General features: G+C 59.2%; 21 protein-coding genes. 12 read left to right on the top strand and 9 right to left on the bottom strand.

Annotation, left to right across the window (positions count from 1 at the left end; genetic code table 11):
• Position 1: 1 nt before the first annotated feature.
• Positions 2–829 (bottom strand): UbiA prenyltransferase family protein, encoded by an 828-nt coding sequence (locus tag ACZ5C7_RS01180; protein WP_464374569.1) that lies wholly within the window; start codon positions 827–829, stop codon positions 2–4.
• Between the two features lie 296 nt (positions 830–1,125).
• On the opposite strand from ACZ5C7_RS01180, the gene ACZ5C7_RS01175 reads away from it, so the two are divergent.
• From ACZ5C7_RS01175 to ACZ5C7_RS01165, 3 genes are all read left to right on the top strand, one after another.
• Positions 1,126–2,337 (top strand): ABC transporter substrate-binding protein, encoded by a 1,212-nt coding sequence (locus ACZ5C7_RS01175; protein WP_464374568.1) that lies wholly within the window; start codon positions 1,126–1,128, stop codon positions 2,335–2,337.
• A 191-nt stretch (positions 2,338–2,528) separates the two neighbouring features.
• The gene (locus ACZ5C7_RS01170; protein ID WP_464374567.1) at positions 2,529–3,911 is read left to right on the top strand and encodes a CoA-binding protein; all 1,383 of its coding nucleotides are present in this window, start codon (positions 2,529–2,531) and stop codon (positions 3,909–3,911) included.
• Positions 3,904–4,614 carry an acetate--CoA ligase family protein gene (locus ACZ5C7_RS01165; RefSeq protein ID WP_464374566.1) on the top strand — a complete coding sequence of 237 codons (711 nt, stop codon included), beginning with the start codon at positions 3,904–3,906 and terminating at the stop codon, positions 4,612–4,614. Before ACZ5C7_RS01170 ends, ACZ5C7_RS01165 begins: the two co-directional genes overlap by 8 nt.
• Before the next feature lie 241 nt (positions 4,615–4,855).
• Here ACZ5C7_RS01165 and ACZ5C7_RS01160 read toward each other — a convergent pair whose 3' ends face one another.
• The 3 genes from ACZ5C7_RS01160 to ACZ5C7_RS01150 form a co-directional block, all read right to left on the bottom strand.
• On the bottom strand, positions 4,856–5,932 hold the full coding sequence (locus tag ACZ5C7_RS01160; protein ID WP_464374565.1) for a cupin domain-containing protein: 1,077 nt from the start codon (positions 5,930–5,932) through the stop codon (positions 4,856–4,858).
• A gap of 148 nt (positions 5,933–6,080) precedes the next feature.
• Entirely contained in the window at positions 6,081–6,266 is a 186-nt protein-coding gene (locus ACZ5C7_RS01155) for a hypothetical protein (protein WP_464374564.1), read from the bottom strand.
• 165 nt (positions 6,267–6,431) lie between these two features.
• Entirely contained in the window at positions 6,432–7,307 is an 876-nt protein-coding gene (locus tag ACZ5C7_RS01150) for a fumarylacetoacetate hydrolase family protein (RefSeq protein ID WP_464374563.1), read from the bottom strand.
• Positions 7,308–8,007: 700 nt separating this feature from the next.
• On the opposite strand from ACZ5C7_RS01150, the gene ACZ5C7_RS01145 reads away from it, so the two are divergent.
• From ACZ5C7_RS01145 to ACZ5C7_RS01135, 3 genes are all read left to right on the top strand, one after another.
• On the top strand, positions 8,008–9,423 hold the full coding sequence (locus tag ACZ5C7_RS01145; protein WP_464374562.1) for a DUF3179 domain-containing (seleno)protein: 1,416 nt from the start codon (positions 8,008–8,010) through the stop codon (positions 9,421–9,423).
• 353 nt (positions 9,424–9,776) lie between these two features.
• On the top strand, positions 9,777–11,279 hold the full coding sequence (locus tag ACZ5C7_RS01140; RefSeq protein ID WP_464374561.1) for an aldehyde dehydrogenase family protein: 1,503 nt from the start codon (positions 9,777–9,779) through the stop codon (positions 11,277–11,279).
• A gap of 210 nt (positions 11,280–11,489) precedes the next feature.
• The gene (locus tag ACZ5C7_RS01135; protein WP_464374560.1) at positions 11,490–11,879 is read left to right on the top strand and encodes a universal stress protein; all 390 of its coding nucleotides are present in this window, start codon (positions 11,490–11,492) and stop codon (positions 11,877–11,879) included.
• A gap of 46 nt (positions 11,880–11,925) precedes the next feature.
• On the opposite strand, the gene ACZ5C7_RS01130 is transcribed toward ACZ5C7_RS01135, so the two are convergent.
• On the bottom strand, positions 11,926–13,296 hold the full coding sequence (locus ACZ5C7_RS01130; RefSeq protein WP_464374559.1) for a CoA-binding protein: 1,371 nt from the start codon (positions 13,294–13,296) through the stop codon (positions 11,926–11,928).
• 167 nt (positions 13,297–13,463) lie between these two features.
• Here ACZ5C7_RS01130 and ACZ5C7_RS01125 point away from each other — a divergent pair, with 167 nt between their 5' ends.
• The gene (locus ACZ5C7_RS01125) at positions 13,464–15,164 is read left to right on the top strand and encodes an MBL fold metallo-hydrolase (protein ID WP_464374558.1); all 1,701 of its coding nucleotides are present in this window, start codon (positions 13,464–13,466) and stop codon (positions 15,162–15,164) included.
• A 427-nt stretch (positions 15,165–15,591) separates the two neighbouring features.
• Here ACZ5C7_RS01125 and ACZ5C7_RS01120 read toward each other — a convergent pair whose 3' ends face one another.
• From ACZ5C7_RS01120 to ACZ5C7_RS01105, 4 genes are all read right to left on the bottom strand, one after another.
• Positions 15,592–16,563: a carbohydrate kinase family protein gene (locus tag ACZ5C7_RS01120; protein ID WP_464374557.1), complete on the bottom strand. Its 972-nt coding sequence runs from the start codon at positions 16,561–16,563 to the stop codon at positions 15,592–15,594.
• A 118-nt stretch (positions 16,564–16,681) separates the two neighbouring features.
• Positions 16,682–17,788 (bottom strand): Gfo/Idh/MocA family protein, encoded by a 1,107-nt coding sequence (locus tag ACZ5C7_RS01115; protein ID WP_464374556.1) that lies wholly within the window; start codon positions 17,786–17,788, stop codon positions 16,682–16,684.
• 203 nt (positions 17,789–17,991) lie between these two features.
• Positions 17,992–18,639 (bottom strand): bifunctional 4-hydroxy-2-oxoglutarate aldolase/2-dehydro-3-deoxy-phosphogluconate aldolase, encoded by a 648-nt coding sequence (locus ACZ5C7_RS01110; protein ID WP_464374555.1) that lies wholly within the window; start codon positions 18,637–18,639, stop codon positions 17,992–17,994.
• A gap of 120 nt (positions 18,640–18,759) precedes the next feature.
• A complete protein-coding gene (locus ACZ5C7_RS01105; protein ID WP_464374554.1) occupies positions 18,760–19,605 on the bottom strand; it encodes a DUF8054 domain-containing protein in 846 nt (281 codons plus the stop codon).
• Positions 19,606–19,754: 149 nt separating this feature from the next.
• On the opposite strand from ACZ5C7_RS01105, the gene ACZ5C7_RS01100 reads away from it, so the two are divergent.
• The 5 genes from ACZ5C7_RS01100 to ACZ5C7_RS01080 all read left to right on the top strand — a co-directional run bounded on the left by ACZ5C7_RS01100 (position 19,755) and on the right by ACZ5C7_RS01080 (position 25,660).
• Positions 19,755–20,735 carry an aldo/keto reductase gene (locus ACZ5C7_RS01100; RefSeq protein WP_464374553.1) on the top strand — a complete coding sequence of 327 codons (981 nt, stop codon included), beginning with the start codon at positions 19,755–19,757 and terminating at the stop codon, positions 20,733–20,735.
• A 64-nt stretch (positions 20,736–20,799) separates the two neighbouring features.
• A complete protein-coding gene (locus tag ACZ5C7_RS01095) occupies positions 20,800–21,873 on the top strand; it encodes a TrmB family transcriptional regulator (RefSeq protein ID WP_464374552.1) in 1,074 nt (357 codons plus the stop codon).
• Between the two features lie 262 nt (positions 21,874–22,135).
• Positions 22,136–23,608: an extracellular solute-binding protein gene (locus ACZ5C7_RS01090; protein WP_464374551.1), complete on the top strand. Its 1,473-nt coding sequence runs from the start codon at positions 22,136–22,138 to the stop codon at positions 23,606–23,608.
• Positions 23,609–23,610: 2 nt separating this feature from the next.
• The gene (locus ACZ5C7_RS01085) at positions 23,611–24,627 is read left to right on the top strand and encodes a carbohydrate ABC transporter permease (RefSeq protein WP_464374550.1); all 1,017 of its coding nucleotides are present in this window, start codon (positions 23,611–23,613) and stop codon (positions 24,625–24,627) included.
• A 1-nt stretch (position 24,628) separates the two neighbouring features.
• Positions 24,629–25,660: a carbohydrate ABC transporter permease gene (locus ACZ5C7_RS01080; protein ID WP_464374549.1), complete on the top strand. Its 1,032-nt coding sequence runs from the start codon at positions 24,629–24,631 to the stop codon at positions 25,658–25,660.
• The last annotated feature ends 24 nt before the right edge of the window (positions 25,661–25,684 follow it).

Here is a 25,684-nt window from a genome sequence, read left to right as displayed (position 1 = left end):
GTTACGAGAGCAATCCGATCAGGCTCCCGAACAGCAGGGCCGAGAACGGATACATCGAGAGGCCAACGGCGATAACGGGGGAAACGGAAGGAACGTATCGGGCAACGGCCAACGCAAGGGCAGGGAATACACTGGCGAGGGCCGCGAGCGGGCCGAAAACTCCGACGAAGGTTCCCGCGACGATCGTTGCGACACCGGTGAGGACGAGTGCGTCGGCCGAAACTCTGGCGCGTGTTCGGCCGAGGACTACCGGAACGGTTCGTTTCGAGAGCGCCGAATCGGCGTCGTAGTCGAGTTGGTCGACCATGATCTTACAGCCGCTGAGGATACCGACGTAACTCGCGGCGACCAACAGGACTGGGGAAGTTACCTCGTCGGTCTGTGCGACGTACCCTCCGATGAACGCCAGCGCGATCCCCACCGGGTAACCCGCGGTCCCGGTGATCGGATTACGGTCGAGGAGAGGGGCGTGTGCAATCGCGAGGACCCACAGGGGAACGGTCACCGCGACGGACCCCGCTCCAGCGGACCGCCACAGAACACCGACGAGGAGAAAGAATCCGACGGACGACGCGACAATAGTAACCGCGAGAGAGCGACTCGACAGACCAACCTCGGAATCCTCCCCGCGAACGTAGTAGTCGACGTACGCATCCATCAAGTGCGCAACGTAAATGGCGACTCCGACGGTCGAGCAGTGAACGACGACGATTCTCACAGAAACCTCGATCGCGAGCGCACCACCGAATCCGGCCACTGCAACGGCAGGGGCGAGAAAGAACGGTTTGACCTGCTCGAGTAGCCCGTTTCGGATCGAATCCGTCCCCATACGGGAGCACACGTCCAGAAATAGTTAGCATTGTTCATCGACTAGCGTTGTCCGATCGGCACATTCATTAGGAAAAATACCAGTGGAATATGACATGTGGGTGTTTGGCCACAGAACCTATACGGTATCGAATAACACTCGAGATACACGACTGAAAGCAAGTTTTTGTAACTTATTAACCGGAAAGCCAGTTAATAGTTCTATCGCAGAAACCAGATAGAAAATAAAAAATTCCTAATGAGCATGATAGATATGAGAAGATTAAAGAGGGGCAAGTGCACACTATTCGCATACGTATGTCAAACGGTACACAGGGTCGTGCTGGGAGACGGAAATTCCTCAAGGCAACCGCTGGGACGGCGGCAGCTGGTGTTCTTGCTGGATGCTCAGCACTCCTCGGTGGGGACGACGATCACATTACGATTGCGGGGTTACAACCCTACAGCGGCCCGTTCGCACTGTACGGCGAATCTCACACCGCCGGCGTCGAATTCGCAATCGACGAAATCAACGACGACGGTGGGTTGCTCGACCAGGACCTCGAACACGACGCCGTCGATACCGAATCGAACCCGTCCGAAGCGTCGACGATACTCACGAGCGCCGCAGACGGTGGGGCAGTCGCGGCGGTCGGTCCGGTCTCGAGCGACGTGGGTGTGAACGCGGCGAACACGGCAGAGGACCTCGAGATTCCGCTGTTCCTCCACGCAGCGGGGGACGTCGAGATTTTAAGCCACGATTCGAACTACACGTTCAGAACGGGACTGCCGCCGTCGCCAGCGTTCATCCGAGGCCAAGAGGGGCTCGTCGAAGACCGCGGGTTCGACACGCTCGGTGCGATTACTGCCGACTACGCGTGGGGTGTCGCTGCGAACGACGCGATACAAGATACCTTTCCCGATGCAGACATCGAAGAAGCACCGGAAGGTGCGGACGACTTCTTCGAGTACATCACCAACCTCCCGGACGACATGGACTTGCTGATCGGTTCCGGGCACTCGCCGGGTATCAACGATATGTACCTGGATCTCATGGAATCCGGGGAGTACGAACCGGAACTATTCACTGCGGCAGTGTCCCCACCTGAGTCCAACTACGAAGCGATCGGCGACGACATCGAGGACGGCTTTACGTTCGGCCACCTGCCGGACGTGTACTCCGATGAATACCAGGAACTCGCCGAGGAGTTCTACGAAGAAACCGGCGACTACTTCGGGCCCGCACAGGCGCTCGGATACGTCGCCGTGCAGTTGATCGCCGAAGCGATCGAGCATGAGGAAAGTGACGATCCAGCGGACGTTGCCGCTGCGATGAGCGAAATCGAAGTCGACACAATCTTCGCCGAGCCGATTCAGTACACCGACTGGGGCGAACTCGACCAGTTCTCGCTCATCTGGAGCGGGTTCGAACTCGAGGCCCCGGACTACTACCCGGACGGCGACTTCGATCTTCACGAGGAACATCGAACGGAGCCGATGGATGCCGTCGATCCGGACGACTGGACGTAAGCGGAACCAACCGGACCGTGAGCGACGGGTTTTACGTCGCGGTTTGTCCGGTTTGTAAAACGTTCGGGCAGAGCGAAAGCGCCTTTCCGAGAGACATGTCTGAGCGTCATCGTAGAGAGAGAAGAACGGTCAGTTTCGACACGACTGATCGTATGGGAAAACACTATGCTCCGTAATACACAACTCCACCCATGGCCTTAGATAGCTTGTTCGACCCCGATGGCGTTGCCGTGGTCGGTGCCTCGGCGACGGAAGGAAAGATCGGGTACGAAGCGATGCAAAACGCGATTACGTACGATGCGCCCATTTATCCGGTAAACCCGTCCGGTTCGGGAACCGTGTTCGGACGAGAGTTCGTCTCCTCGGTAACGGAGATAGACGGTCCCGTCGGCCTCGCGCTTTCCTGTGTCCCCGGGCCGGTCGTTCCGGACGTGATCGAAGATTGCGGTCGGGCGGATATCGGGGCTGCCGTTATTTTTTCGGGCGGCTTCGCCGAAGCCGGCGATGAGGGTGAACAGTTACAGCAACGACTCGTCGAAGCCGCAGACGACGGGAACGTCCACCTGCTCGGGCCGAACACGAGCGGGTTCTTGCGTCCTGCAGAGGATCTGCACGCCACCTTCGCAACCGGGACTGAAGACATCCGCTCCGGAAACGTCGCTATTATCGCCCAGAGCGGGGGGATAGCGTTTGCAACCGCGTTCAGAGCGGAAAACGAAGGGCGTGGCGTATCCGCGATGGTCGGGCTCGGAAACAGTGCAAACGTCGGTTTTCAGGAAGCTATCGACTACTTCGACACCGACGAACAAACCGACTCCATCGTCCTGCACGTCGAAGGAACCGACGACGCTCGAGGCCTCCTCGAAACCTGTCGATCCGTCTCGACACCCGTCGTCGCGTACAACGTGGGCGAGGAAGACGTCGGCGACTTCGCCGAATCTCACACCGGATCGCTCACCGGAGACCACGAGTTGTACGAAGCCGGCTTCGCGCAGTACGGCGTCCCGACGGTTCGTTCGGTTGCCGAACTGTACGATGCCGGAACAGCACTCGCGGACTGTCCGCGCCCGTCGGGACCGAACGTCGGCGTCGTAACCGCACAGGCCGGCCCGGGAATCGCGATCACTGACCGATTAAAGGGCGAGGGAGCGACCCTCCCCTCGCTGAGCGACGAGACGCAGGCCGTCGTCGAGGACATCCTGCCGGGGATAACCTTCTCGGCCAATCCCGTCGACACGGGTCGACCGATGCCCGAGTTCGGCGATGTCGTCGAGGCCGTCGCTCGAGACGATAACGTCGATATCGTCCTCGTCTACGAACTCTTCGAGGAAGGACTCGGATTCCCGACGGAGACCCTCGAGGGGCTCCCGGAGGCGACCGGGAAACCGATCGTCTTCGCAACCGGCGGCGCACGAAAGGCGCTCGAGCCCGAACTCGAGAAGATGAACGAATGTGGCATCCCGACGTACACGACGCCCGAACGAGGAGCCGACGCCGTCGGGGCGCTCGTCAACTACGCGAAGCGAAATCCACCTGCTGGCGACGTCGAAAGCGAGGTGAGCGCGGATGACTGATCACATCGAAACGGCGGCGGCCGAGGGGCGGACCGCGCTAACGGAATCGGAGGCCAAAGAAATTCTTTCGGCACGCGGCGTCACCGTCCCCGACGGTGAAACCGTTCACTCTCCCGAAGCGGCGACCGACGCTGCGCAGCGACTAGGGTATCCGGTCGTCGTAAAGATCGAATCGCCGAGCGTCCAGCACAAAAGCGACTGGGGTGGGGGCGCAGGCGTCGCTCTGGGGGTAGCAGACGACGATGCGGTCGCCGACGCCGCCCGCGAAATCTTCGAAACGGCCGACGAGCAGGGGATCGATGCGGCGGTACGGGTCGAATCCGCGCTCGAGGTCGACGACGGCATCGAAGTCATCGTCGGCGGAACGCGAGACCCGTCGTTCGGACCGACCGTACTGGTCGGTCTCGGCGGCGTTGCTGTCGAGGTCCTTCAGGATACGAGCCATCGGCTCGCGCCGGTAACCGAAGCACAGGCCCTCGAGATGACTCACGAGCTCGAGGCGTCGGAACTTCTCGACGGATATCGTGGCGAACCGACCGTCGACCGGGAAGCGATTGCCGCGGCAATACAAACGGTCGGCGAGTTCCTTGTCGAAGAGTCCGCGGTGTCGGAGGTTGAGATCAACCCGCTGCTGGCACGATCCGACGACGTGCTTGCACTCGATGCGCTGATCGCGCTCGCTCCCGACAATCACGGCGACTGATACGGACTGCTGTCAGTCATTTCCGGCACAACCGCGACCCATCCTGGGGTTGGGCCGGTAAATCGTTACAGCAGACCGTATGAGCGAACCGCTGAACCTAGCGATAGCAGGGTTCAGGGCGATCCCCTCGGTACATTTTCGTCGAAAAACCAAGATTGCTCTCGTTCTCAAAACTGCACAAGCGGGCTCGCCGTCGGCGTAAAGACACAGCGAAGAGACGAAAGAACGACCGCGTCTATTTTCAGGCTTCTGCTTCGGTGTAGAAGTTAAACGCCTCGAACACCGGTCGATCCGTCATTCCGAGAAGGATTGCTTCGCCGTCCGGTTCGTGGTGATGAGCTTCCCCGGGCGGGACACAGAAGATATCCCACTTGCCCCACTCGAGGACCTCATCCTCGACGTGCGTGACACCCTCGCCCTCGATAACGAAGTAGACTTCCGTCGCGTTGTGGAAGTGAGCGTCCGTTGGCTCGGTGAGTAATTGCGCCCGGAACGACATCGTCGGGAACAACGGCGGGGCTCCGGACGTCGGATTAACGTAGGACATGCTGTAGCCGTCGTACGGATCCGGCTGGTCGTTATCGGCGCGTTGACGAAGGGTTTGGACCGTATCCTCCCAGCGGAACCGGTACGGTGGGGTTGGATCGCAGTTTCCTTCGAACGGACCTGGGATCGAATCGTCTTTCGACTGGTCGTACGATCGCGCTCGGCCGTACTGTGAGTCCCAGTACCCCTCCGTTTTGGTCACGGGCTGGCGCTCGAGTTCGTGATTCTCGAAGACGTTCGTGGCGTTGAGCGAATCCAGAACGAGGGGAAGATCGAGCACGTCGAGCCACATGGCCGTCTCGTCGGAGTCGTTGACGTGGTCGTGCCACTCCCACTGGGGCGTCGTGATGAGGTCGTTGTTCTCCATCGGGAACTCCTCGCCGGCAACGACGGTCTTCATGTCCTCGTGGCCGTCGATGGTAAATCGCAACGCGTTCGCCCCGTGGCGGTGGGATGGCGCGGTTTCACCGGGTGAAACGGTCTGGACGCCGACGTAGATCGTATTCGATATCGAGTTCCCGAGCGCCGTGTTGATCGGGACCGCAACTCGACGTTGGAACCCCGGTGGGAGGTCGTCGATCGGCATGTCCTCCTCGACGTGATCGATGGCGTTTTTGATATCTTCCCACTTCCAGATATCAGCCTGAAGGTCGTCGATGACGTCGCCGAACGTATCTTCGACTTCCCAGAGCGGTCTGAGGTTCTCCTCCTCGAGAATGCTCCGAGTCTCGGAACTCAACTCTATCGGGTCTTCGGACTCTTGCTGTGCCATACCATACGATTACGCAAGAATCACCATAAGTGTTTGGAGCAATAACGCTGTCTTCACCGGCGACAGGATGGACCACGAATTACCCACCTGACTGATTGAGCTGACTGACTAAGCGAAGTCTCGTTCGTCGACAAGGACTGTCTTCGGGTCAGACATCCTGCTCGTCGATTTGATCGTCGAAGACGCGTTCCGATCGAAAGACTTCGCGACAATCTTCACAGACCATCTGTTGTTGGATCGCGTACTCCCAGAGCTTTCCACCACAGTCGAGACAGTCGAAATGGGCCTGAACGAACGGGTCTTCTTTTGCGTACGGGTTCTCGAATTCAGCCATAGACGGACATTATACCGGATCGGTCATAAGAATACTGCCTCGGCCGACGGGTCGCCGCTCGGAAACTCCGAGCAAAACGGTACCAAATGACGGCGAACACGCTCTCTCCGTCGGTTCGAAATAGGATTACGCAACGCCGCAAAAATCGAACGGCTTTCGTCGGAGTTACTGTCCGCCCTTCTCGACGTTGACGTCCGCGAACCGAGCGTCGCGTTCGGTAACGTCGACGGTCATCGAACCGACGTTTTCGATTTCGGCGTCGATCGTATCGCCGTCGTTGAGTTCGCTCACACCTTCCGGCGTTCCGGTCGTGATAACGTCGCCGGCCGAAATCGTCGCACCGAGGGAAGCGTACTCAACGACGTCCGCGCACGTGTAGACCATATCGTTGGTATTGTCGTCCTGTTGGGTCTCGCCGTTAAGCTGGAGTTCCATGTCCAGATCCTGCGGGTCGTCGATTTCATCAGACGTCGCGACGCACGGGCCGATGATGGTGAACGTGTCGTAGGACTTCCGGTTCGAACGATCCTGATCTCCGCGGACGGAGATGTCGAGGAGGATCGTGTATCCGAAGATGTTATCCCAGGCTTCCTCCGCGTCGACGTCCTTGACATCCGAATCCATGATGAACGCCAGTTCGATCTCGTGGTCGACGCGACGGTCCGAGAACGGAAGTTCGATTCCGTCGTCCGGCCCGGCGACGCTCGAGGGCGCTTTCAGGAAGTAGCCCTTGTCTTCGATCGAGAACCATTCGTCCGTGGTGATATCCTTGTCGCTGATCGCTTCTTCGATGTGGTTTTCGTAGTTAAGCGGGGCGGCGATGACTTTCTTCGGGTGCTCGACGGGGGATTCGACGTGAACGTCTTCGACGTCGTGGTCGGCCTCCTCCGTAGCATACTGGCTCGCGTCGTAGTCGCCCTGAATGTATTCGATCAGTGGATCCTCGCTCTCGAGGCCGAGTCGATCAGTCAGGTCGACGATTCCGGTCTGGTCGTCGGTGAGTACTCCGAGTCTGTCGCCATCGTATCGGACGAAATGCATACCTGATTCATTCGGACATGGCGTTATAAAACATCCCATTTAGGGACGCGTCACGGAACTGCTATCGGGCGATAGCCGGGTGCAATAGCTGAAACGCCTATTCGGTAGCACGAGAACAGACTCCGCGGACCGGAACTGCCCGAAGAGAACGAATCGGAGGGCGGACGTAATACCGCCATAGTAGGAATTGACAGTGAGAGCGGTGACGAGCTAGTCGCGAAACGCGCTATCCGGCTGTTCGACAGCAAGAAACGGAGTTTGACAACTATCTTTCCATACATTACATTCATAAGGCTGTAATGTATATCGTTGTTACGCCACAACATGACATCTAGACGTATATGGCGACGATACAGCGCGCGTTCTCTGACAGCGAACATCGAAAAATAGATGGATAAAATGAGTTTGTCAGGCAATGAGGGTAGCAATTTACCAGACACCGACAAATACGGAGGCAGAGAGTCGACTAAAATCTACAGTTCGAACCAACGGCGACCAGCAAACTCGAGAGAGTAATTCAATTGGGAGCAAGAATGTAAGTACAAGCGTTTGAAACAAGCGTTACAAACAGTGATTTGTAGTATCGGCTGACGACGACTGCCGAGAGCAATAATCGACCGAAGGACCAGTACGGATCGGACTGGTACTGGGTGGGTGTGAGTATCTAGCTTTATCAGGATTGCAAACACAGTAGCAGGCAATGGACTCGGAAAGTACCCTCGACCTAACCGAATTGTGTGAGCAACTACTCGCCCGCGATGTGGACGGTCACGCGGCGGCGATCGAGAAATTGAGCGAACAGGGCGACGAACGCGTACTTCCGCATCTCGTGGAAATCGTGATGATCGACTCCATCGCAAATGAGTGGGGCTCGTTCGGCTTTCCCGAAGTGATGCGCGATCGATCACCGCCCAGGTACCTCGAGCTACCGGAGACAGCGTGGCCCGGTGTCATCGATGCCCTCTGTACCCTCGCCGAACCGAACTTCGATTCCGACCACGCCTGGGTCGAGTGGGAAACCTGGTATTCCCAGCAAGATATCGAACCGCTCGAGGGCTTCGACGAGTGGAAACTGCAGCTGTATCGATCCTACCTTCCCCCGGTCGGCAGTCTCCTCGAGGCGACGCCGCGAACGTTCGATCTGCGGGACATCCGCTGGGGAAACTGTGACAGGTCGTTTCTGGCCGCCCTCAACGGACCCGACTTCGTCCCGGGGACGAAAGTCGATGCGGGAACCGATCCTCGCGGCGACCGACGGTATCTGACGGACGACGACCTCGTGTTCGGGTTCGAAATCGAGGGGACGACGTACGCAGTCCCCCGCTGGATCCTCTTTCCTCACGAGTTGTTGAACGCGACGATAGAGGGACATCCGGTCAGTTTGACGTACTGTACGCTTTGTAACGCGCCGATTCTCTACGACCGAACGGTCGGCGACCGAACGTTGACGTTCGGGAGCTCAGGAATGCTACTGGACGGGAATAAAGTAATGTTCGACGAAGAGACCGAAAGTCTCTGGAGTCAACACCGTGGAGTCCCGATCGCCGGGACGTATGTGAACCGAGAGAAACGACTTACTGTTCGTTCGGTTACGCAAACGAGTTGGGGCGAATGGAAGCGAGAACATCCGGATACCCGCGCCCTCGATATCGAAACCGGATACGAGTACGACTACGGCTACTACACCGACGAAATCGGAATCTTTCGTCATTACTGGGAGAACGAAAGCGTGGTCCAACCGGGCGTCGAAGCGGACGAAAGCGAACTCCCCGAAAAGGAGCGAGTCTACGGCGTCACAACCGAATCCGATGGGACGAGAATTTACCCGACCGAGGAAGTCCGCCAGGAAGGAGTCATCGTCGACGACGGATCGAGCGATCCACGAGTCGTTCTCGAAGACCCCACCGGGGACGTAGCCGTCTACCGAGCGCCTCCCCTCCCGGTCGAACGGGACGGTGACACACTCGTCGACGCCGATGGGGAAAAGTGGACGATCGCTCGAGAAGAACTCTCGAGTCGAGAGGAAACACTCGACCGGATTACGGGTCGACACGGTCTCTGGTTCGCGTTTCGCAGTCAGTACGATGACCTCACCGTGGTTGGAGACTCGAAATAGTAGTCCTATCCGTGCTATTATAATTAAAAGTGTTTGTCACCTTTCCGTACTGAGTGGCGGAGTTTCAACCCGAACTCGATTTACAATATTGTTGACTTTAACGGTTCCTCAGTCAAACGGTGTGCTAGAGCTAAAACGAGGGGTAACCACCCTATTCGCCGAATAATCGTCGTTATCTCGATCTGGGGGAGAGCGGTTACATTGACGTTACTGGGAGAGCATGCGTTCAATTACATTGAGTGACGAAACGCCGGGAAAAAGACGTGTTATCGGGTCGTAGCCCGCTTGCGATTTGGTGGTCGTTCGAGAAGAACTGCCCAAAGGTTGATTACGGGCTCGGTCCAAAGTTCGGTATGGCTCAACAGAGTCAGTCATCATATCGTATCGAGGGGAAGTGGGACGAACTGTACATCGGTGGCGAGTGGACCGAATCGGCGAGCGGGGAAACGATCGCAGTTGCGGATCCGTCGACGCGTGAGACGGTAACGCACGTTCCGCGCGGATCACCGGCGGACGTCGATGACGCGTACGAAGCGGCCGCAGACGCACAGAACGAGTGGGCAACGACACCGCCAGCGCGGCGCGAAGAACTCGTCCAGGAACTCCTCGAAACCCTCGAAGAACGGAGCGAGGAGATCATGGGACTGTTGACCAACGAAGCTGGGGGGTCGGCCGTCATGGGGGGGACGTCGGTCCACCTCGCCGAGGATCAACTCGCCGAAGCGGCGACGCTTCCGCGACGGATGAAAGGCGAACACGCCCACTCGAACATTCCGGGCAAAGAGAACATCGTCGAGCGCGAACCGAAAGGTGTCGTGACGGTGATTTCGCCGTGGAACTTCCCGCTGAACCTCTCGATGAGAGCGGTCGCACCGGCGGTTGCCGCAGGGAATACGGTCGTCCTCAAACCGTCGACAAACACGCCAGTCGTCGGCGGACTCCTCTTCGGTCGACTGTTCGACGAGGTCGGCTTCCCCGACGGCGTTCTCAACGTCGTTACCGGTCGCGGGTCCGAAATCGGCGACGAGGTCGCAAGCCACCCGGAAAGCGATGTCGTCGCATTCACCGGATCGACGCCGGTGGGCCGACAAGTCGCAGCCTCGGCCGGTGAAAACCTGGCCGTCGCCGCGATGGAACTCGGCGGAAACAACGCGCACATCGTGACCGCAGAGGCGGACGTCGAGACGGCAGTCGACGCGGCGACGTTCGGTAGCTTTGTCCATCAGGGACAGGTCTGTATTTCGATCAACCGCCATCTCGTACACGAGGATATCTACGACGAATACGTCGAGCGACTCGCCGAACGAGCCGAATCGCTCCCCGTCGGTTCGGCCCACGATCCGGACACGATCGTCGGTCCGATCATCGACGAATCCCAGCGCGAAGAAATGCTCGAGTACGTCGACGAAACGCTCGAGGCCGGCGCGACGCTCGAAACCGGCGGAAGTACCGTCGACATCGACGGCGTCGACGACAGTCTCGTCGTGGCACCGACGGTGCTTTCGGACGTGACCAACGACATGTCCGCCGCCTGCTTCGAACACTTCGGACCGATCGCTCCCGTCATCCCGTTCTCGGATGTCGACGAAGCGATCGAGATGGCAAACAGTACGGAATACGGGCTGTCCGGATCGGTTCACGCAGGTGACGTCGGTACCGGAAAGGAGATCGCTGGACGGATGGAGACCGGAATGGTCCACGTCAACGATCAGCCGATCAACGACGAAGCACACGTCCCGTTCAGCGGAACCGGAGCGTCCGGCGTCGGCGGCTACAACAGCGAAGACTTCCTCGACGAAGTCACCGAGAAAAAGTGGATCTCGCTCCAGCACGAACCGCGCGAGTATCCCTTCTAACTAGTCGACCGATCGCGACGGTCGACCGCTCGAACGCCGTTCAATAATTGTCTCCGCTACTGGACGATATTTGTATCTGGTACTGGACGACGTTGAAACTGCAACGGAGTAACGTAACGAACGAGCAGTGTGATGTGCTTTATCTAAAAAGAATTGTGTCAGAATTCATTGGGAATGGATTTATCCGTGTAAGACGAGACAGTATAGTACATGTACAAGACATTAGTTTGTCTCGATAATTCCGACGAACAGGCGCGAAAACAGGCCGAAGAAATCACCGCAATGCCGATGAATGCTGACGATCATAAAATCCTCATACTTCACGTTTTTACCGAAAATCCGGACGGTATTGCGGCTCCACAGGTCAGTTCCGTCCGTACAGCGGTGGAAGCGTTCGAGGACCACGGAATAGAACCGGAAATTCTCGGGACCAGCGGAGAACCTGAACGAGAGATTATACGAGTTGCAAGCAATAATAATATTGACTTGATTAGCCTCGGCGGCCGAAAACGTTCGCCAACCGGAAAGGCGATATTCGGAAGTGTGACACAAGAAGTGATTTTAGAAGCGGACCGACCGGTCATCTGTCAGCCACGCTGAGTTACAGTATGCCTCACGGTCGAAAACGGGCAGACGATGACCGTTCTCAGATCGGCGTTTCTACTGTACGTGTTTCGGTTTCGGACTCATCCGATACCGAGTCGACCAGCGCCGCAACCGCATCGGCACCGCGTTCCGGCGACTGAAACGTCGGGACGCCTACATCTTCCATCGCTTCGCGTTCGGCCGCGAGCGCCTCGTTCGGACCAGCGATCGTGAACAGAACTGGTTTGTCCACTTCATCGGTAAGGTTCTCGAGTTCTTCGACGGGGTAGCCGAGCGAATCCTCGTAAATCTCGTAGACGAGCACGATATCGACGTTATCGTCTCGAGCGACGGCCTCGACGACGGCGCCGAACTCGGGCATCGGACGGCCGGTATCGACTGGGTTTTCGGTATAGGTGATACCGTGTAGTAGATCATCGACAGTTTCCTGGGTTTCCACCGACAGATCTGGGAAGTCGATTCCAGCCTGCTTGAGGGCATCGGCGACGATAATTCCGGGCCCCGCCTGAGCCGTGACGACGCCGACGTTTTTCCCGTCGGGAACCGGTGTGTCGGCCAGGACGCGACTCACGTCGATCAGTTCCGTTAGCGAGGAAACTATCGTTACCCCGTGGCCGGCGAGTTCGTTCTCGTACCGAGCGGTCGCTTGAGTCGGTGCTGCGGTGTGAGACTGAACGAAGTCCTCAACGTCGGATCTGCCGACTTTGAACGCGACGATGGGCGTATCCGCTGCTTTACACGCCTCGAGGAATCCGTCGATGTCTTCCGTCCCCTCGATGTGAAGCGCGATCGCATCCGTATTCGGATCCTCGTCGAGGGCCGGAATGAGTTCCGCGAAACCGGTGTTCGCACGATTGCCGAGACCGAACATCGCGGAGACGCCGTACCCCTCTCGCTCGAGTTGGAACGCAGCCGTAACGCCGACGCCGCCACTCTGTGCAAGAATACCGACGTTACCCGCTTCGACCTCCCGAATCCGCGGAACGAACGACCCGTAGAGGTCGAGGTGTGGAAGAACGTATCCCGCCGTGTTCGGGCCGAGTAACGTGATATCGTACTCAGCCGCGAGTTCGGTTATCGTCCCTTCTAACCGCTCACCCTCCGAATCGACTTCCGCAAAGCCACCCGCGAAGATGACCGCCGCTTCGATGCCAGCCTCACCGCATTCTTCGATAACTTCTGGCAGTACGGGACCCGGCACACAACAGAGCGCGAGATCAGCGTCCGTCTCGTGAACGGAATCGACGAACTCGTAGCCATAGACCGTCCCGGAACTCGAGGGATTGACCGGGTACACCGTTCCGTCGTACGATTCGATATTCGTCATCGCGTCGTTGCCGAGTTTTCCGGGCGTTTTCGACGCGCCGATAACGGCGATACCGTCAGGATCGAAGAGATGGGAACAAGTCATACTAAGGTGTTATCGAAGTTTGTAATATATATTTGGATATTAGGTTCCAGAATGAGCTGATGCATGTCATGATATACCAGATACCACTCAAACAGCGATTAGATTGAATTGCCAATCGAAATTACCATTATTTAAATATTGAGAGCGTCGATCAGTATCAAAAGCCGATGCGAGTATCCTATCAACACGCTAACGTCAGGGGCGGTAACGAGTCTTCGTTGCTCCGGTTTACTGCGGACGACGGGACTCGAGCATGTGTCCTTATCGATTCTGGAGCCGAGGTCGATATTGACTCGCTACTCGATGAAGACGAGTATCTAAATGCCATTCTCCTCACTCACGCCCACATCGATCACTATCGGACCCTCGCAAAGAACACCACACACAGCGCGCCGATCTATACCGCTCCGAGCACGGCGACGATTCTCGAACACGCACTCCCGGAAGCGCAGAAGGATAACGATCTGGGAAACGTCCAGAACGCACTCGAGGCGATCGAACCGATAACGACGTGGACTTCGATCCTCAACGCGTTGGAGGTTCGACCGGTACCGGCGGGACACGCACCCGGTGCGTCGGGATTCCTGCTTCGGTTTCGTGACGAAAGCGAGTCAGCCCGGGAGTTGGACACCGAACAGCACATCCTTGTGACCGGCGATTTCACGACACGTCCCTGTGCAGGCTACGCTGGATTGCCGACGGAGTATCCGTTCGAAATCGACACCGTGCTGGTAAACGTCGCGACGAGCGACTCGCCGACGACGGTTCGCAACGAATCGATTCGAACGGTCCTCGAGCGAGCGTCGGCCGGGTCGCGGGTGGTCGTCGCCTGTAGTTCGCTGACCGGCGTTCGTTACGCGGCGCTTTTGGGAACCACCATCGACGCGCTCGACCGACGGATACCCGTCTCTATCGTCGGCCAAGCGGCGAAATTGTACCAATCGCTCGGGATAGACGCGCCCGGAGTCGATGCGTACGACGTATTCGAATCGCCGACGGAGGTGCTCGAGCACGGAGGGATAACCATCTCGGGACCGAATACACCCGAGAGAGGAAGTACGAGACGACTCTTTCGAACGATTAAACCAGATCCTGATGGGGTGTTCGTTCAGCTGTCAGCAAACGAACAAAGCGGCGTATCCGACGGGCGCTGTACGACGTACAGTTACGAGTGTAGCAATCACCCGAATCCGACGACGATCGACGCGTTAGTGGAACGGCTCGCACCCAAAGAAGTCGTCATCAAACACGCATCAGGGTACAGGTTGAAGCAGTTACAGCGCCGGTTCGATCACTGTTTTACGTGGGGAACCAACGATTCGGAACGGTACCGACTCTACGATAGCGGGGAGTGGCAGGCACCTCAATGGATTAGCGAGAAAGCTGCGAAACAGATCCGAAGGAACCAGTGGCAAGCAGTTCGAGAGTCCTCAATTCCGACAAACGGCGAACTCTCCACCGTCGGGAGAGGAGAGATCGATATCGAAGCCGAAGGCGTGGATATCGACGCGCTCGAGGAAGCCTTTTCTCGAGAGCCGCCGGAGAGATATCACACGTACGTCTCGGATGAAGAAGCCGCGAGTCAGTCCGTAGAACGACTCGAGAAAGAAACGAGTTCGGAAGTCGCCGATCGGACGGAGGGGGAACCCGCCACGACAGAGGGGGAGGTTGCCGAATCCCCGGAGACTGTTCAGGCGGAGATTCGAGAGCGGCTCACCGAAATAGAGGCAGCGCTCGATCGGAGCGAACGAACGGTCCTCGCCCGCGTGCTCGGCGGCGACGACGAAACGCAGTTCCTCCAGTTGCTCGAACGCACCGACGTCGAAGCCGGAAACGTCGTCGAGGTCGATATTCTTGTCCGAGAGTAGTTCGACGCGCGGGAGCGACGATCAGTCGGAATCAGACGAGATCGCTATTCAGTCAAGGACGAAGCTGTCTATTAGAGGGTAATCGCTATAGTATTGTTCTGTGTGAGCAAGTAATACAACAGTATCGAGCACAATCGGGAAGAGCAGCTCGGAACGAGCGAAATCGGCAATGCTATTTCGAGATCGGGAAAAGGGAGATAATTGACCGACAGAAGGAATAGCTGTGAATATAAAATGATCGTCATAAATTCCCCAGACCTCACTTGGTTATTGTAAAACAAAAACGCTAATCCGTCCCTTCGGCAGTGGTTATTCTCGTCCACCAGTCGTATCTCCCACCGGAATATTGTGAGTTTCGTTCAATCATATCTAAATACATCATATGAGAGAAGGGGCACGATATCGAGAAATCGAGCCCAAGTATCGGTCAATCGATTTTTTCGAGTCCATCCTCGCCAACGACCGAGTCGACGGCCGCCAGATCCGGGAGCGCCGTCATCGGCCCCGTAGCCGTCGTCGTCGTCGCTGCCACCGCGTTGGCGAACTCGAGCGTGTCCTCGAGTCCCCGCCCGTCGTTCAATCCGGCGATTGCGCCTGCGACGAAGGCGTCTCCGGCACCCGTCGTATCGGTCACGTCGACCTCGTATCCGGGATGGCTCGCAGGTCCCGACCAGGGGGACTCCGGACCGGTAACGGCGACGGCTCCGTCGCTCCCGCGAGTGAGTAAAACCGTGTGCGGACCGACCTCGAGCGCGTTTCGGGCGACGCGTTCGACCGACTCCCCCTCGAATCCGAGTTGCTCGAGTTCCTCTCTGGTCGCTTTGAGTACGTCGACATCGGTGAGTACCTCCCTGGTAACCCGTCTGAACGTTTCCTCGTCCGGCCAGAGTTCACGCCTCGCGTTCGGGTCGAACGAGACCGTACAACCGTGGTTGGAAGACCGCTCGATCAAGGTACGCATCGCACCTCGAGAGGAGCCACTCGAGAGCGCGACACCGCCGACGTGAACCCACTCGGCCGACGCGAGGGTCGAATCGTCGACGGTGCCGGATTCGAATCGGGTATCCGCCGTGTCCTCTCGGTAAAACGAGAACGAACGATCACCCGTTTTGTCGTGCGTGACGAACGCGAGTGTCGTCTTCGCCTCCGGGTCTCGTTCGATGTAGTCGGCGGGAAGTCCGTGTTCCGTAAGCGTCGTCTCGAGATATCTGCCGAACGGGTCGTCTCCCACTCGCGTCCAGAACAGCGGCGTCGACTCGAGTCGAGCGAGCGCGACCGCGACGTTCGCGGGTGCTCCGCCCGGTCTGCGATCGAATCCGTCGACAGTCGAGAGCGGGCCCGGCCGTTCGGGTAGAAAATCGATCAACGTCTCACCGGCAACGACCACCTCGTGTGACATACCCTGAGTTCACGCGGGGGTGAGTAATGCGTTACGGAGGGACCGAAAGCGGAGCCGAAACCCGAAAGCGAACGGAGGCGGGCTCGAGATTTGACGGCGACAGTGAAAATCCAGCGAATTACTCGAGGTCGACCCACTCGCCCCGCTCGTCGCTGTCCTGAATAGCGGAGAGCACGCGCTGGACGGACAGTCCGGTTTCGAAGCTCGGTTCGAACGGCTCACCGGCTTCGACCGCCGAGAGGAACTCGTAGTTCTCGTGAACGAAGGTGTGCTCCCAGCCGAGGACGTGTCCCGGCGGCCACCAGTGATCGAGGTACGGATCGTCCTCGTCGGTCACCAGCACCGTCTCGTAGCCGCGGTTGTGCTCCAGACACACCTCGAGTTCGTTCAGGCGCTCGAGCGAGAAGCGAAGGCTTCCCTTCGAACCCTCGATTTCGATCGTGTGATCGTTCTTGTGGCCCGTCGCGTACCGGGACGCCTCGAGCGTGCCCATGGCTCCGCCGTCGAACTCGACCTGTGCGGAGTAGGCGTCGTCGACGGTGACCGGGCGCGTTTCGTCGGATCCTTCTACCGGTCGCTCGTCGACGAACGTTCGAAGGTGGCCGCTCAGGCGGGTAATGTCGCCGACGAGAAACTGCAGAAGATCGACGGTGTGCGCGCCCAGATCGCCGAGGGCTCCGGAACCGGCCATCTCTTCGTCGTTTCGCCACGACCACGGCGCATCGGAATCGACCAGCCAATCCTGAAGGTAACGCCCGCGAACGTGGCGGATTTCTCCGAGTTCGCCGGCCTCGAGTAAACCCTTTGCGTACTGAATCGCGGGGACGAATCGATAGTTGAAGGCGCAGCCGGCGGGAACGTCGTCGCCGGCCTCGCGCGACGCCTCGGCCATCCGTTCTGCCTCCTCCAGAGTCGGCGCGAGAGGTTTCTCACAGAAGACGGCGGTTCCAGCCTCGAGGGCAGCGATCGAGGGCTCGGCGTGAACGTGGTTCGGACCGAGATTGTAGAAGACGTCGACGTCGTCGACGACCTCCTCCCAATCGGTCGAAATCGAGTCGAATCCGAACTGTTCGGCGGCATCCGAGAGTTCGGATTCGTTCCGACCGACGAGCACGTTTCGTTCGATATCCGGCGCGTCGGGGAAGAACATCGGGAGTCGCTCGAGCGCGTTCGAGTGTGCTTTACCCATGAACCGATAGCCGAGTACGCCGACGTCGAGTGTCATATCTCGATATTATCAATAGACGTAATTAATTTTTTCCCTGCGGCGATCGCAGCGAGTTGCAGAACGGATTGCGAGCGGTTCTCAGCGGATTCGAGACTCCGTTCTCGGGATATTTCCCACCCGAAGTTCATACTACCGAGTTCGTCCGGTCGGCTCGAGTCGCGATACGACCATCCAGTGGGCGATTACGCACTTGCGTTCGGTTAGCGCGCCGCGTCGACGGCTGCGACGAACTCTTCGGCCGTCTCCCGGACCTGGTCCATATCTCCGGCCTCGATCGCGTCGTAGTCGACGATAGCGCTTCCGGCACCGACTGCGAGCGCCCCAGCGTCGAAGAAGTCGGCCACGTTGTCGGTCGAGACGCCGCCGGTCGGAACGATCGGCAGGTCACCGAGCGGCCCCTGAATCGCACTGATGTGGCCCGGACCGACCGTCGTCGCCGGGAACATCTTCAGGATATCCGCACCCGCCTCGACAGCGGTGACGGCTTCCGTCGGCGTCATGACGCCCGGAACCGAGACGACGCCGTGACGGTTGCACGTGGTGATGACGTCGGTGTTGACGTCCGGTGCGAGGACGAACTTTGCGCCCGCGTCGATCACGGACTGTGCGGTCGGGGCGTCCAGGACGGTTCCCGCGCCGATGACCGCGTCGGTGTCCGACAGTTCCTCGTCGACCGCGGCGATCTTTTCGCGCACTCGGTCGCCATCGGCCGTGACCTCGATTCCGTTGACGCCGGCGTCGTGAATCGCTCGAGCGACGGGAACGATCTGTTCGTCGTCGATGCCACGAAGGACGGCGATGACACCGCTTTCCACCAGGCGATCCGTAACGGATTCGTTGGTTACCATACGAGGTGGTTGGCCTGCCGCTGGTTAAAATCTAACTAGACGGTTCTCGTCCGATGAACCGACCACAACGGCCGCGTCGATCACGATGTACCAACAGCGTCGGTATTTGCCCGTGCGTCGTTATTCGTACGTAAAGAGGGTTGTCTCACAAGATCGGCAAACGAGCTTTTCCGCGGGCGACGATCCGATCGGCGTCACCGCTCCACAACAGGCACGCTGGGTAACGGTCAACTCGCCGTCACAGCGCGGACACTCGCGAAGGAACGGGCGCAGGGGACGACCCGCTACGAGGCGGATTGGCGCATCGTCCAGACGAGGCTCGAGCGCGCGTGCCGCGCCGAGTTCCGCGAGTGCGACGGGTTCGTGCAACGAGACGATCCCGTCAGGACCCTCGAGGACGACGGCAGGCCGACCCCACGTCCGTTCGATGCGCGTCTCGATCGGCTGGGAGGTAAGGGCATCCGCGACGACCGCGAGTTCCTCGAGCGAGCGCTCGCGAAGCTGTTCGATCTCCCCGCGCCACTCGCGTCGAAACGAGTCCTCGAGAACGAACTCTTCACCGTCGGGAACGACGACGCCGGATTCGAGCAACGCAGCGATGATATCCTCACCGCTCGGTGCGGACGCCTCCGCGGCGTCGCCAACTCCGTCCGTTCCGTTCGAGTTCGACGGGGTCGAATCCTGCGTATCGGCAAGCGAGCCCGCCCGGTCGTGACCGAACGGATCTCCCGGAAGCCCGGCGACGAGTCGAGGTGCGAACCGGGGCGTATAGGGGATTAGATACCCTCTAAAGACGATCGCTACAATGCCGGTCACGGCGAGAGCCGCGGCCACAAAGAGACGGCGACGCACTGTGAGTATCGCGACGACGAGGGCGAGAATACCGGAGTTTGCGATCGTACACGGCCAGCACCGATTCTCGCCGACGTGTTCGGGACGGTGAACGCGCTCCATCGGATCGGTCATCGCTCGTCCGTTCTCGGCCCACTCGCTTGAATGTAGTGTCCGCGAGAAGGAGGAATTGCGATCTCCTCGAGAGCAAATCGACGACATCGGTTCACGATACCCCGACTCCGCACCAGCGTTATATACGACGACGAACGAGTAGCACTCAAATGGAGTATACGAGACTCGGCTCGACCGGCCTCGAGGTATCACGGCTCTGTCTCGGCTGTATGAACTTCGGCAGCGACGCGACGTGGATGATCGACGACGAGGAGCGGAGTCGCGAAATCATCGATCGGGCCCGCGAACTGGGGATCAATTTCTTCGACACGGCGAACGTGTACTCGTACGGTGAAAGCGAGGAGATAGTCGGTCGAGCGATCGACGGCTACGAACGGGACGAACTCGTTATCGCGACGAAGGTCTACTCGCGGATGGGCGAGGGACCGAACAAGCAGGGATTGTCTCGAAAGCATATTCTGGATCAGTGCGAAGCGAGTCTCGAGCGTCTCGGAACCGACTATATCGACCTTTACCAGATCCACCGCTGGGACGACCAAACGCCGATAGAAGAGACGCTCTCGGCACTGGATTACCTGATCGAGGAGGATCTCGTTCGGTACGTCGGTGCGAGTACGATGGCAAGCTGGCAGTTTTCGAAGGCGTTGTACACCGCGGATATCGAGGACTACGAACGGTTCACGTGTCTTCAACCGGAGTACAACGCCGTCGATCGCCACGAAGAGCGGAACCTGCTGCCGATCTGTGCGGATCAGGACATCGGCGTGATTCCGTGGTCGCCCCTCGCCGGCGGGTTTCTGACTGGGAAGTACGACCGCGACATCGAACCGGACGGGGACAACAGAGCGGCGACTGACGAGTACACGCAGGCGCGATTTACCGACGAAAACTGGGAGGTGCTCGACGCGATTTCCGAGATTGCAAACGAGAAGGGAAAGACGCCCGCACAGATCAGCATCGCTTGGCTCTGCCACAAGGACCTCGTCGACGCTCCGATCATCGGCCCGCGCCGAATGGACCACCTCGAGGAGAACGTCGGAGCGCTCGAGGTTTCGCTCACCGACGAGGAAATCGAACGGATCGAAGCGCCGAAGCGGCCTGTTTGGCCGCCGGCGGGGAAAGACCGGTGATCGGGCGCCGGATCGAGTTCCGACAAGTTGAGGTGTGTGAACTGAAACCACGTACGTATACACCATGAACGGCGACAATTTGGCCGACACGCTCGAGGATGCGGGGCTCTCTCCGTATCAGGCCGACGCGTTCGTCACGCTGCTCGAACGCGGATCGGCGTCGGCCACCGATATCGCGAAGGCGAGTTCGGTGCCGGACGCGCGGATCTACGACGTGTTGCGGGATCTCGAGGAAGACGGCTACATCGAAACCTACGAGCAGGACAGCCTTCACGCGCGGGCACACGATCCGAGCGAGGTACTCTCGGACCTGCGGTCGCGAGCCGACCAGTTCAACACGGCCGCCGACGAAATCGAGGAGCGCTGGAGCCGACCCGACCTCGAGGATCACAAGGTGAGCATCGTCAAGCGCCTCGATACGGTGTTGGCACAGACGGACGAACTGATCCGATCGGCGGAGGACCAGGTGAAGGTCGCGTTGACGATCGGCCAGTTCGACGAACTCTCGGACGCGCTCGAAGACGCCTACCAGCGAGGCGTGAACGTCAAGGTCTGTCTGTCGACGATGGACGAGGGGGCGTCGCTTCCCTCGGACGACGTGTTCGAAACGACGTGTACGGAAGCGCGGTACCGGAAGCTCCCCTCGCCGTTCGTCGCGCTGATCGATCGGTCGTGGGCCTGTTTCTCACCCCACGGACGGGCCACGGATCAGTACAGCATCATCGTCAACGACCTGACGTACGCGTACGTCTTCCACTGGTACTTTCTCACCGGTCTCTGGGAGTTCCACGAGTCGATTTACTCGGAACAACACGACGGAGAACCCATTACCTACGTCGACATGCGCCAGTGTGTCAGGGACATCGACCCGCTTCTCAGGGAGGGGACCCACATCGAAGCGATCGTTCACGGCTTCGAAACCGACACGGGCCGGGAAGTGACGTTGGACGGCACCATAACAGACGCGACCTATGCCGGAATAAACGCAAGTGACGACCAGGAAGCGCCCGTCTCCCAGCTCGCGGGGAAGGTTTCGATCAGTCTCGAGACCGACCAGGGAACGTACACCGTCGGCGGCTGGTCGGCCCTGCTCGAGGATATCGAAGCGACGCGAATAACGATCGAACCGCCCGAGTAGTGCGCGTCGATACCGCTGAGTAATCCGCGCCGACGCTGCTCGAGTTACGGACAGCCGCGACAAACGATTTTGAAGCGGCTCCGTCGGCTGGTGAATACCGCAGACGAACGCCACATTTTCGCGATTGCACGCTCCTGACCGAACGGATATGTAACGCCTCTCGCGGACGGGAGCGGCAATTATCGCGCAACTCCCGGTCATTGACTACACCCGTTGTAACTTATCCGCTAATTATAAATACTTACAATCGAGACATTCGCTCATGCCTGATAACGGCTCACAGGGAACAAGCACAAACGAACCGGGCGTTTCGCGGCGAACACTGGTCAAAGCGGCGGGGGCGGCGGGAGCAACCGGAGCCTCGGTCGGCCTCGCAGGCTGTATCTACGGGGGCAGTGCAAGCACGGACGGGGTTACGTTCGGCTTCGACCCGGACGCGGAGGATGCCGTCGGCGAAGAAATACTCGATCTCTTCTACGAAAACGGCGTCGACGAGGACACCGAAATCGAACTCCAACCGGGAGACAGCGACACCGGCGACCGACGCGACACCTACACGAACCTCCTCCAGGCAGAAGAGACGGAACCAGATCTGTTCCTGATGGACAACGGCTGGGTTAACACGTTCATCGAACGAGGCGACATCGCCAACCTCAGCGACGAACTCGACGACGACGAACTCGAGCGAATCGAAGACGAGTATTTCGAGGCGTTCACCGAGACCGCTCGAGACCCGGACAGCGGCGACCTCTACGGGCTACCGTTGTTCCCGGACTACGCGACGATGCAGTATCGCAAGGACTACGCTCGAGACGCCGGCTACGACGACGAAGACTTCGAGGAGTGGGCGACCGAACCGATGACCTGGGAGGAGTGGGCCGATATCACCGAAAATATCGTCGACAACTCCGACGCGGAGTACGGCCTGGCGACGCAGTGGGAAACCTACGAGGGAACCGCCTGCTGTACGTGGAACGAAGTGATGACCTCCTTCGGCGGCGCGTACTTCGGCGGCGAGGAGAACCTCCTCGGGCCGGTCGGCGACCGACCCGTAACGGTCGACGAGGACGAGTTCATCGAGGCGCTCGCCATGATGCGGACGTTCGTCGCCGACGAACACGACGAGGACACCCTCGAGGAGTATCCGACCGGACTGGCCACATCGTCGATCACGTCGTGGGAGGAAGAAGACGCCCGGGAAGCGATCGCCGGCGGCGACGCCGCCATGCAACGCAACTGGCCGTACGCGATCGTGGATACGATCGAGGACGACGAGAACGGCGTTTCCGCGGACGATTACGGCGCGATGCCGATGCCCTACGCCGTCTCCGAAGAAGACGCGGCCCAACCCGGAGCGGGCGGAACGACCTCCGCGCTCGGCGGCTGGCACGTCGTCCTTAACCCGAACTCCGAGCGCAAAGCGGAAGCGCTCGAGGTGATGCGAGCGGCGATGGCCGACGACCTCAACTTGGGCCTGTTCGAACTCTGGGGCTGGATCCCTCCGAAGCCGCACCTGTTCGAGACGGAAGAAGTGGAGGACGCCGAGCCGATCGGCGATTACATGGATACGCTTCGGGTTGCCGGCGAGAACGCGATGGCGCGCCCGTCGACGAGCGAGTGGACGAATCAGGCGGGCGTCATCGCCGAAGAAGTGAATCAGGCGGTCGCCGGCGAGAAGAGTCCGGAAGACGCCGCCGCGGACCTCCAGGATAGTCTCGAAGATACCGAATCGTAACGATGAGCACAGACAACCAACCGAGCGGTCCCGCTCGAGAATCGCAGCGGACGGGCCCGCTCGTGAGAATCGTCCGGTGGATGGAGAACCTCGGCGAAACGGGGTTCGCCTACTTCCTGTTGACACCGGTGTTTCTCGTGCTCGGGACCATCGCGCTGTATCCGCTGTTGCGGACGTTCGAGCTGTCGCTTTACACGAACGTTCTCAGCGATCCGGAGTTCGTCGGCCTCGAAAATTACGTCCAGTTGTTCACCGGGGAGGCGGACGCGAACTTACCGGGAACGACGACGTTCCTTCCGGGCGGGGTGAGCACGAGCGGGAGCTTCCCGTTCGTTCACATCGAGGGGCTCCTGAGGAGCGCACTCATCGTCACGCTCCTGTTCACCGTCGTGAGCGTCTTCTTCGAGACGATAATCGGGTTCGGCCAGGCGCTCGTGTTGGATCAGGACTTTCGAGGCCGACGATGGGTTCGGGCCGCGATCATCATCCCGTGGGCGATTCCCATCGTTATCCAGGGGATGATCTTCTACCTGATGTTCCATCCGGATACGGGGTTTCTCGTCGATTACCTGGGCCCCCTCGGCATCCTCGCCCAGAATAACACGCTCAACGATCCGGCGAGTTCGTTGTTGATCATCACCGTCGCCGACATCTGGAAGACGACGGCGTTCATGGCCCTGCTCATCCTCGCGGGCCTCCAGAGCATCGATCGGAACCTCTACGAGGTCGCTCGAGTCGCCGGCGCGAGTCGCTGGCAGCAGTTCAAGCTGATCACGCTCCCGCTGGTTCTTCCGGCGCTCGGAATCGCGATCCTCTTTCGAACGATCGACGCGATGCGCGTCTACGGACTCATCGACTCCGTATCGGGCTGTTCGACCGTCCCGTCGCTCTCGTGTATGGTCGTCATGACGTTCAACAACAGCCGCGGGCTCGCCTCGGCGATCGCGTTCGTAACGGCGGCCCTCATCGGACTGCTCGTTACGGTCGTCATCTACCAACAGTACAAGGAGGGTCTCTAACATGGCAACGACAGATCACTCGTCGACCGAACAGGAGACGACGGACCAGTCGTCGAGCGAACCCGAAGGGGGGCCGCTCGAGCGCTGGGCCCAGAGCCTCGTCACGAACACGGACAAACGTGATCGGCTCTACAAGTTGCTGTTCTACGTGGCGGCCGGGTTTTTCCTCGTAACCACACTGTTTCCCTTCTACTGGCTGCTCGTCCTCGCGCTGACGCCGAACAGCCAGATTATCGGCGGGGACTGGGGCGTTCCGATCCCGTTCGTTGGAACCGAGATTCCGTTCCCGCATCCGCAGGGATTCAACGTCCACGCGTTCGTCGAGGTGTTCCAGCAGGTCCCGTTCCACCTCTACGTGTTCAACAGCTTCGTGCTCGCGACGACGACGACGATCATCGTCCTGGCCATCGCGAGCCTCGCGGGATACGTCTTTGGACGGCTGGATTTCCCCGGACGTGGACCGCTGATGCTCGCCGTGCTGGTGGTTTCGTACTTCCCGCCCGCGGCGTTCTTGGTTCCGTTGTTCGACGCCTTCCTCGGGAACGCGATCGTGGTTCCGTTCGTCGGGTGGGAACTCATCTCGGCGCCGCGGCTCGTCAACACGCCGGGATCGATGATCATGCCCTTTAGCGCGCTGTTCTTGCCGCTGGCCATCTTCATCCTGACGACGTTCTACGCGCAGATTCCGGACGGGTTAGAGGACGCCGCTCGAGTCGAGGGGACGACCAGACTGGGCGCGTTGTTCCGAGTAATCATGCCGTTGTCTGCGCCCGGAATCGCGACGGCAGCGGTGTTGACGTTCATCTCGGTGTACAATGAGTACTTCTTCAGTTCGATCATGTCCCTTCAGAACCAGCCCGAACAGTGGTCGCCACTGGTCGGCGGAATCCTGAGCTATCAGGACCAGTACACCACGGATTTCAACCTGATGGCGGCGGCGAGCATTATCGGGGTTATCCCCGTGGTGATCATCGTGATCCTCGCCCAGGAGCGGATCGTCAGCGGACTCACCGCAGGAGCACTCAAAGAGTAATCAAAATCATGGTACGACAGAACA

It is taken from the genome of Halostagnicola alkaliphila, assembly GCF_055379965.1.
This window is presented reverse-complemented; position numbering and strand designations above follow the sequence as displayed.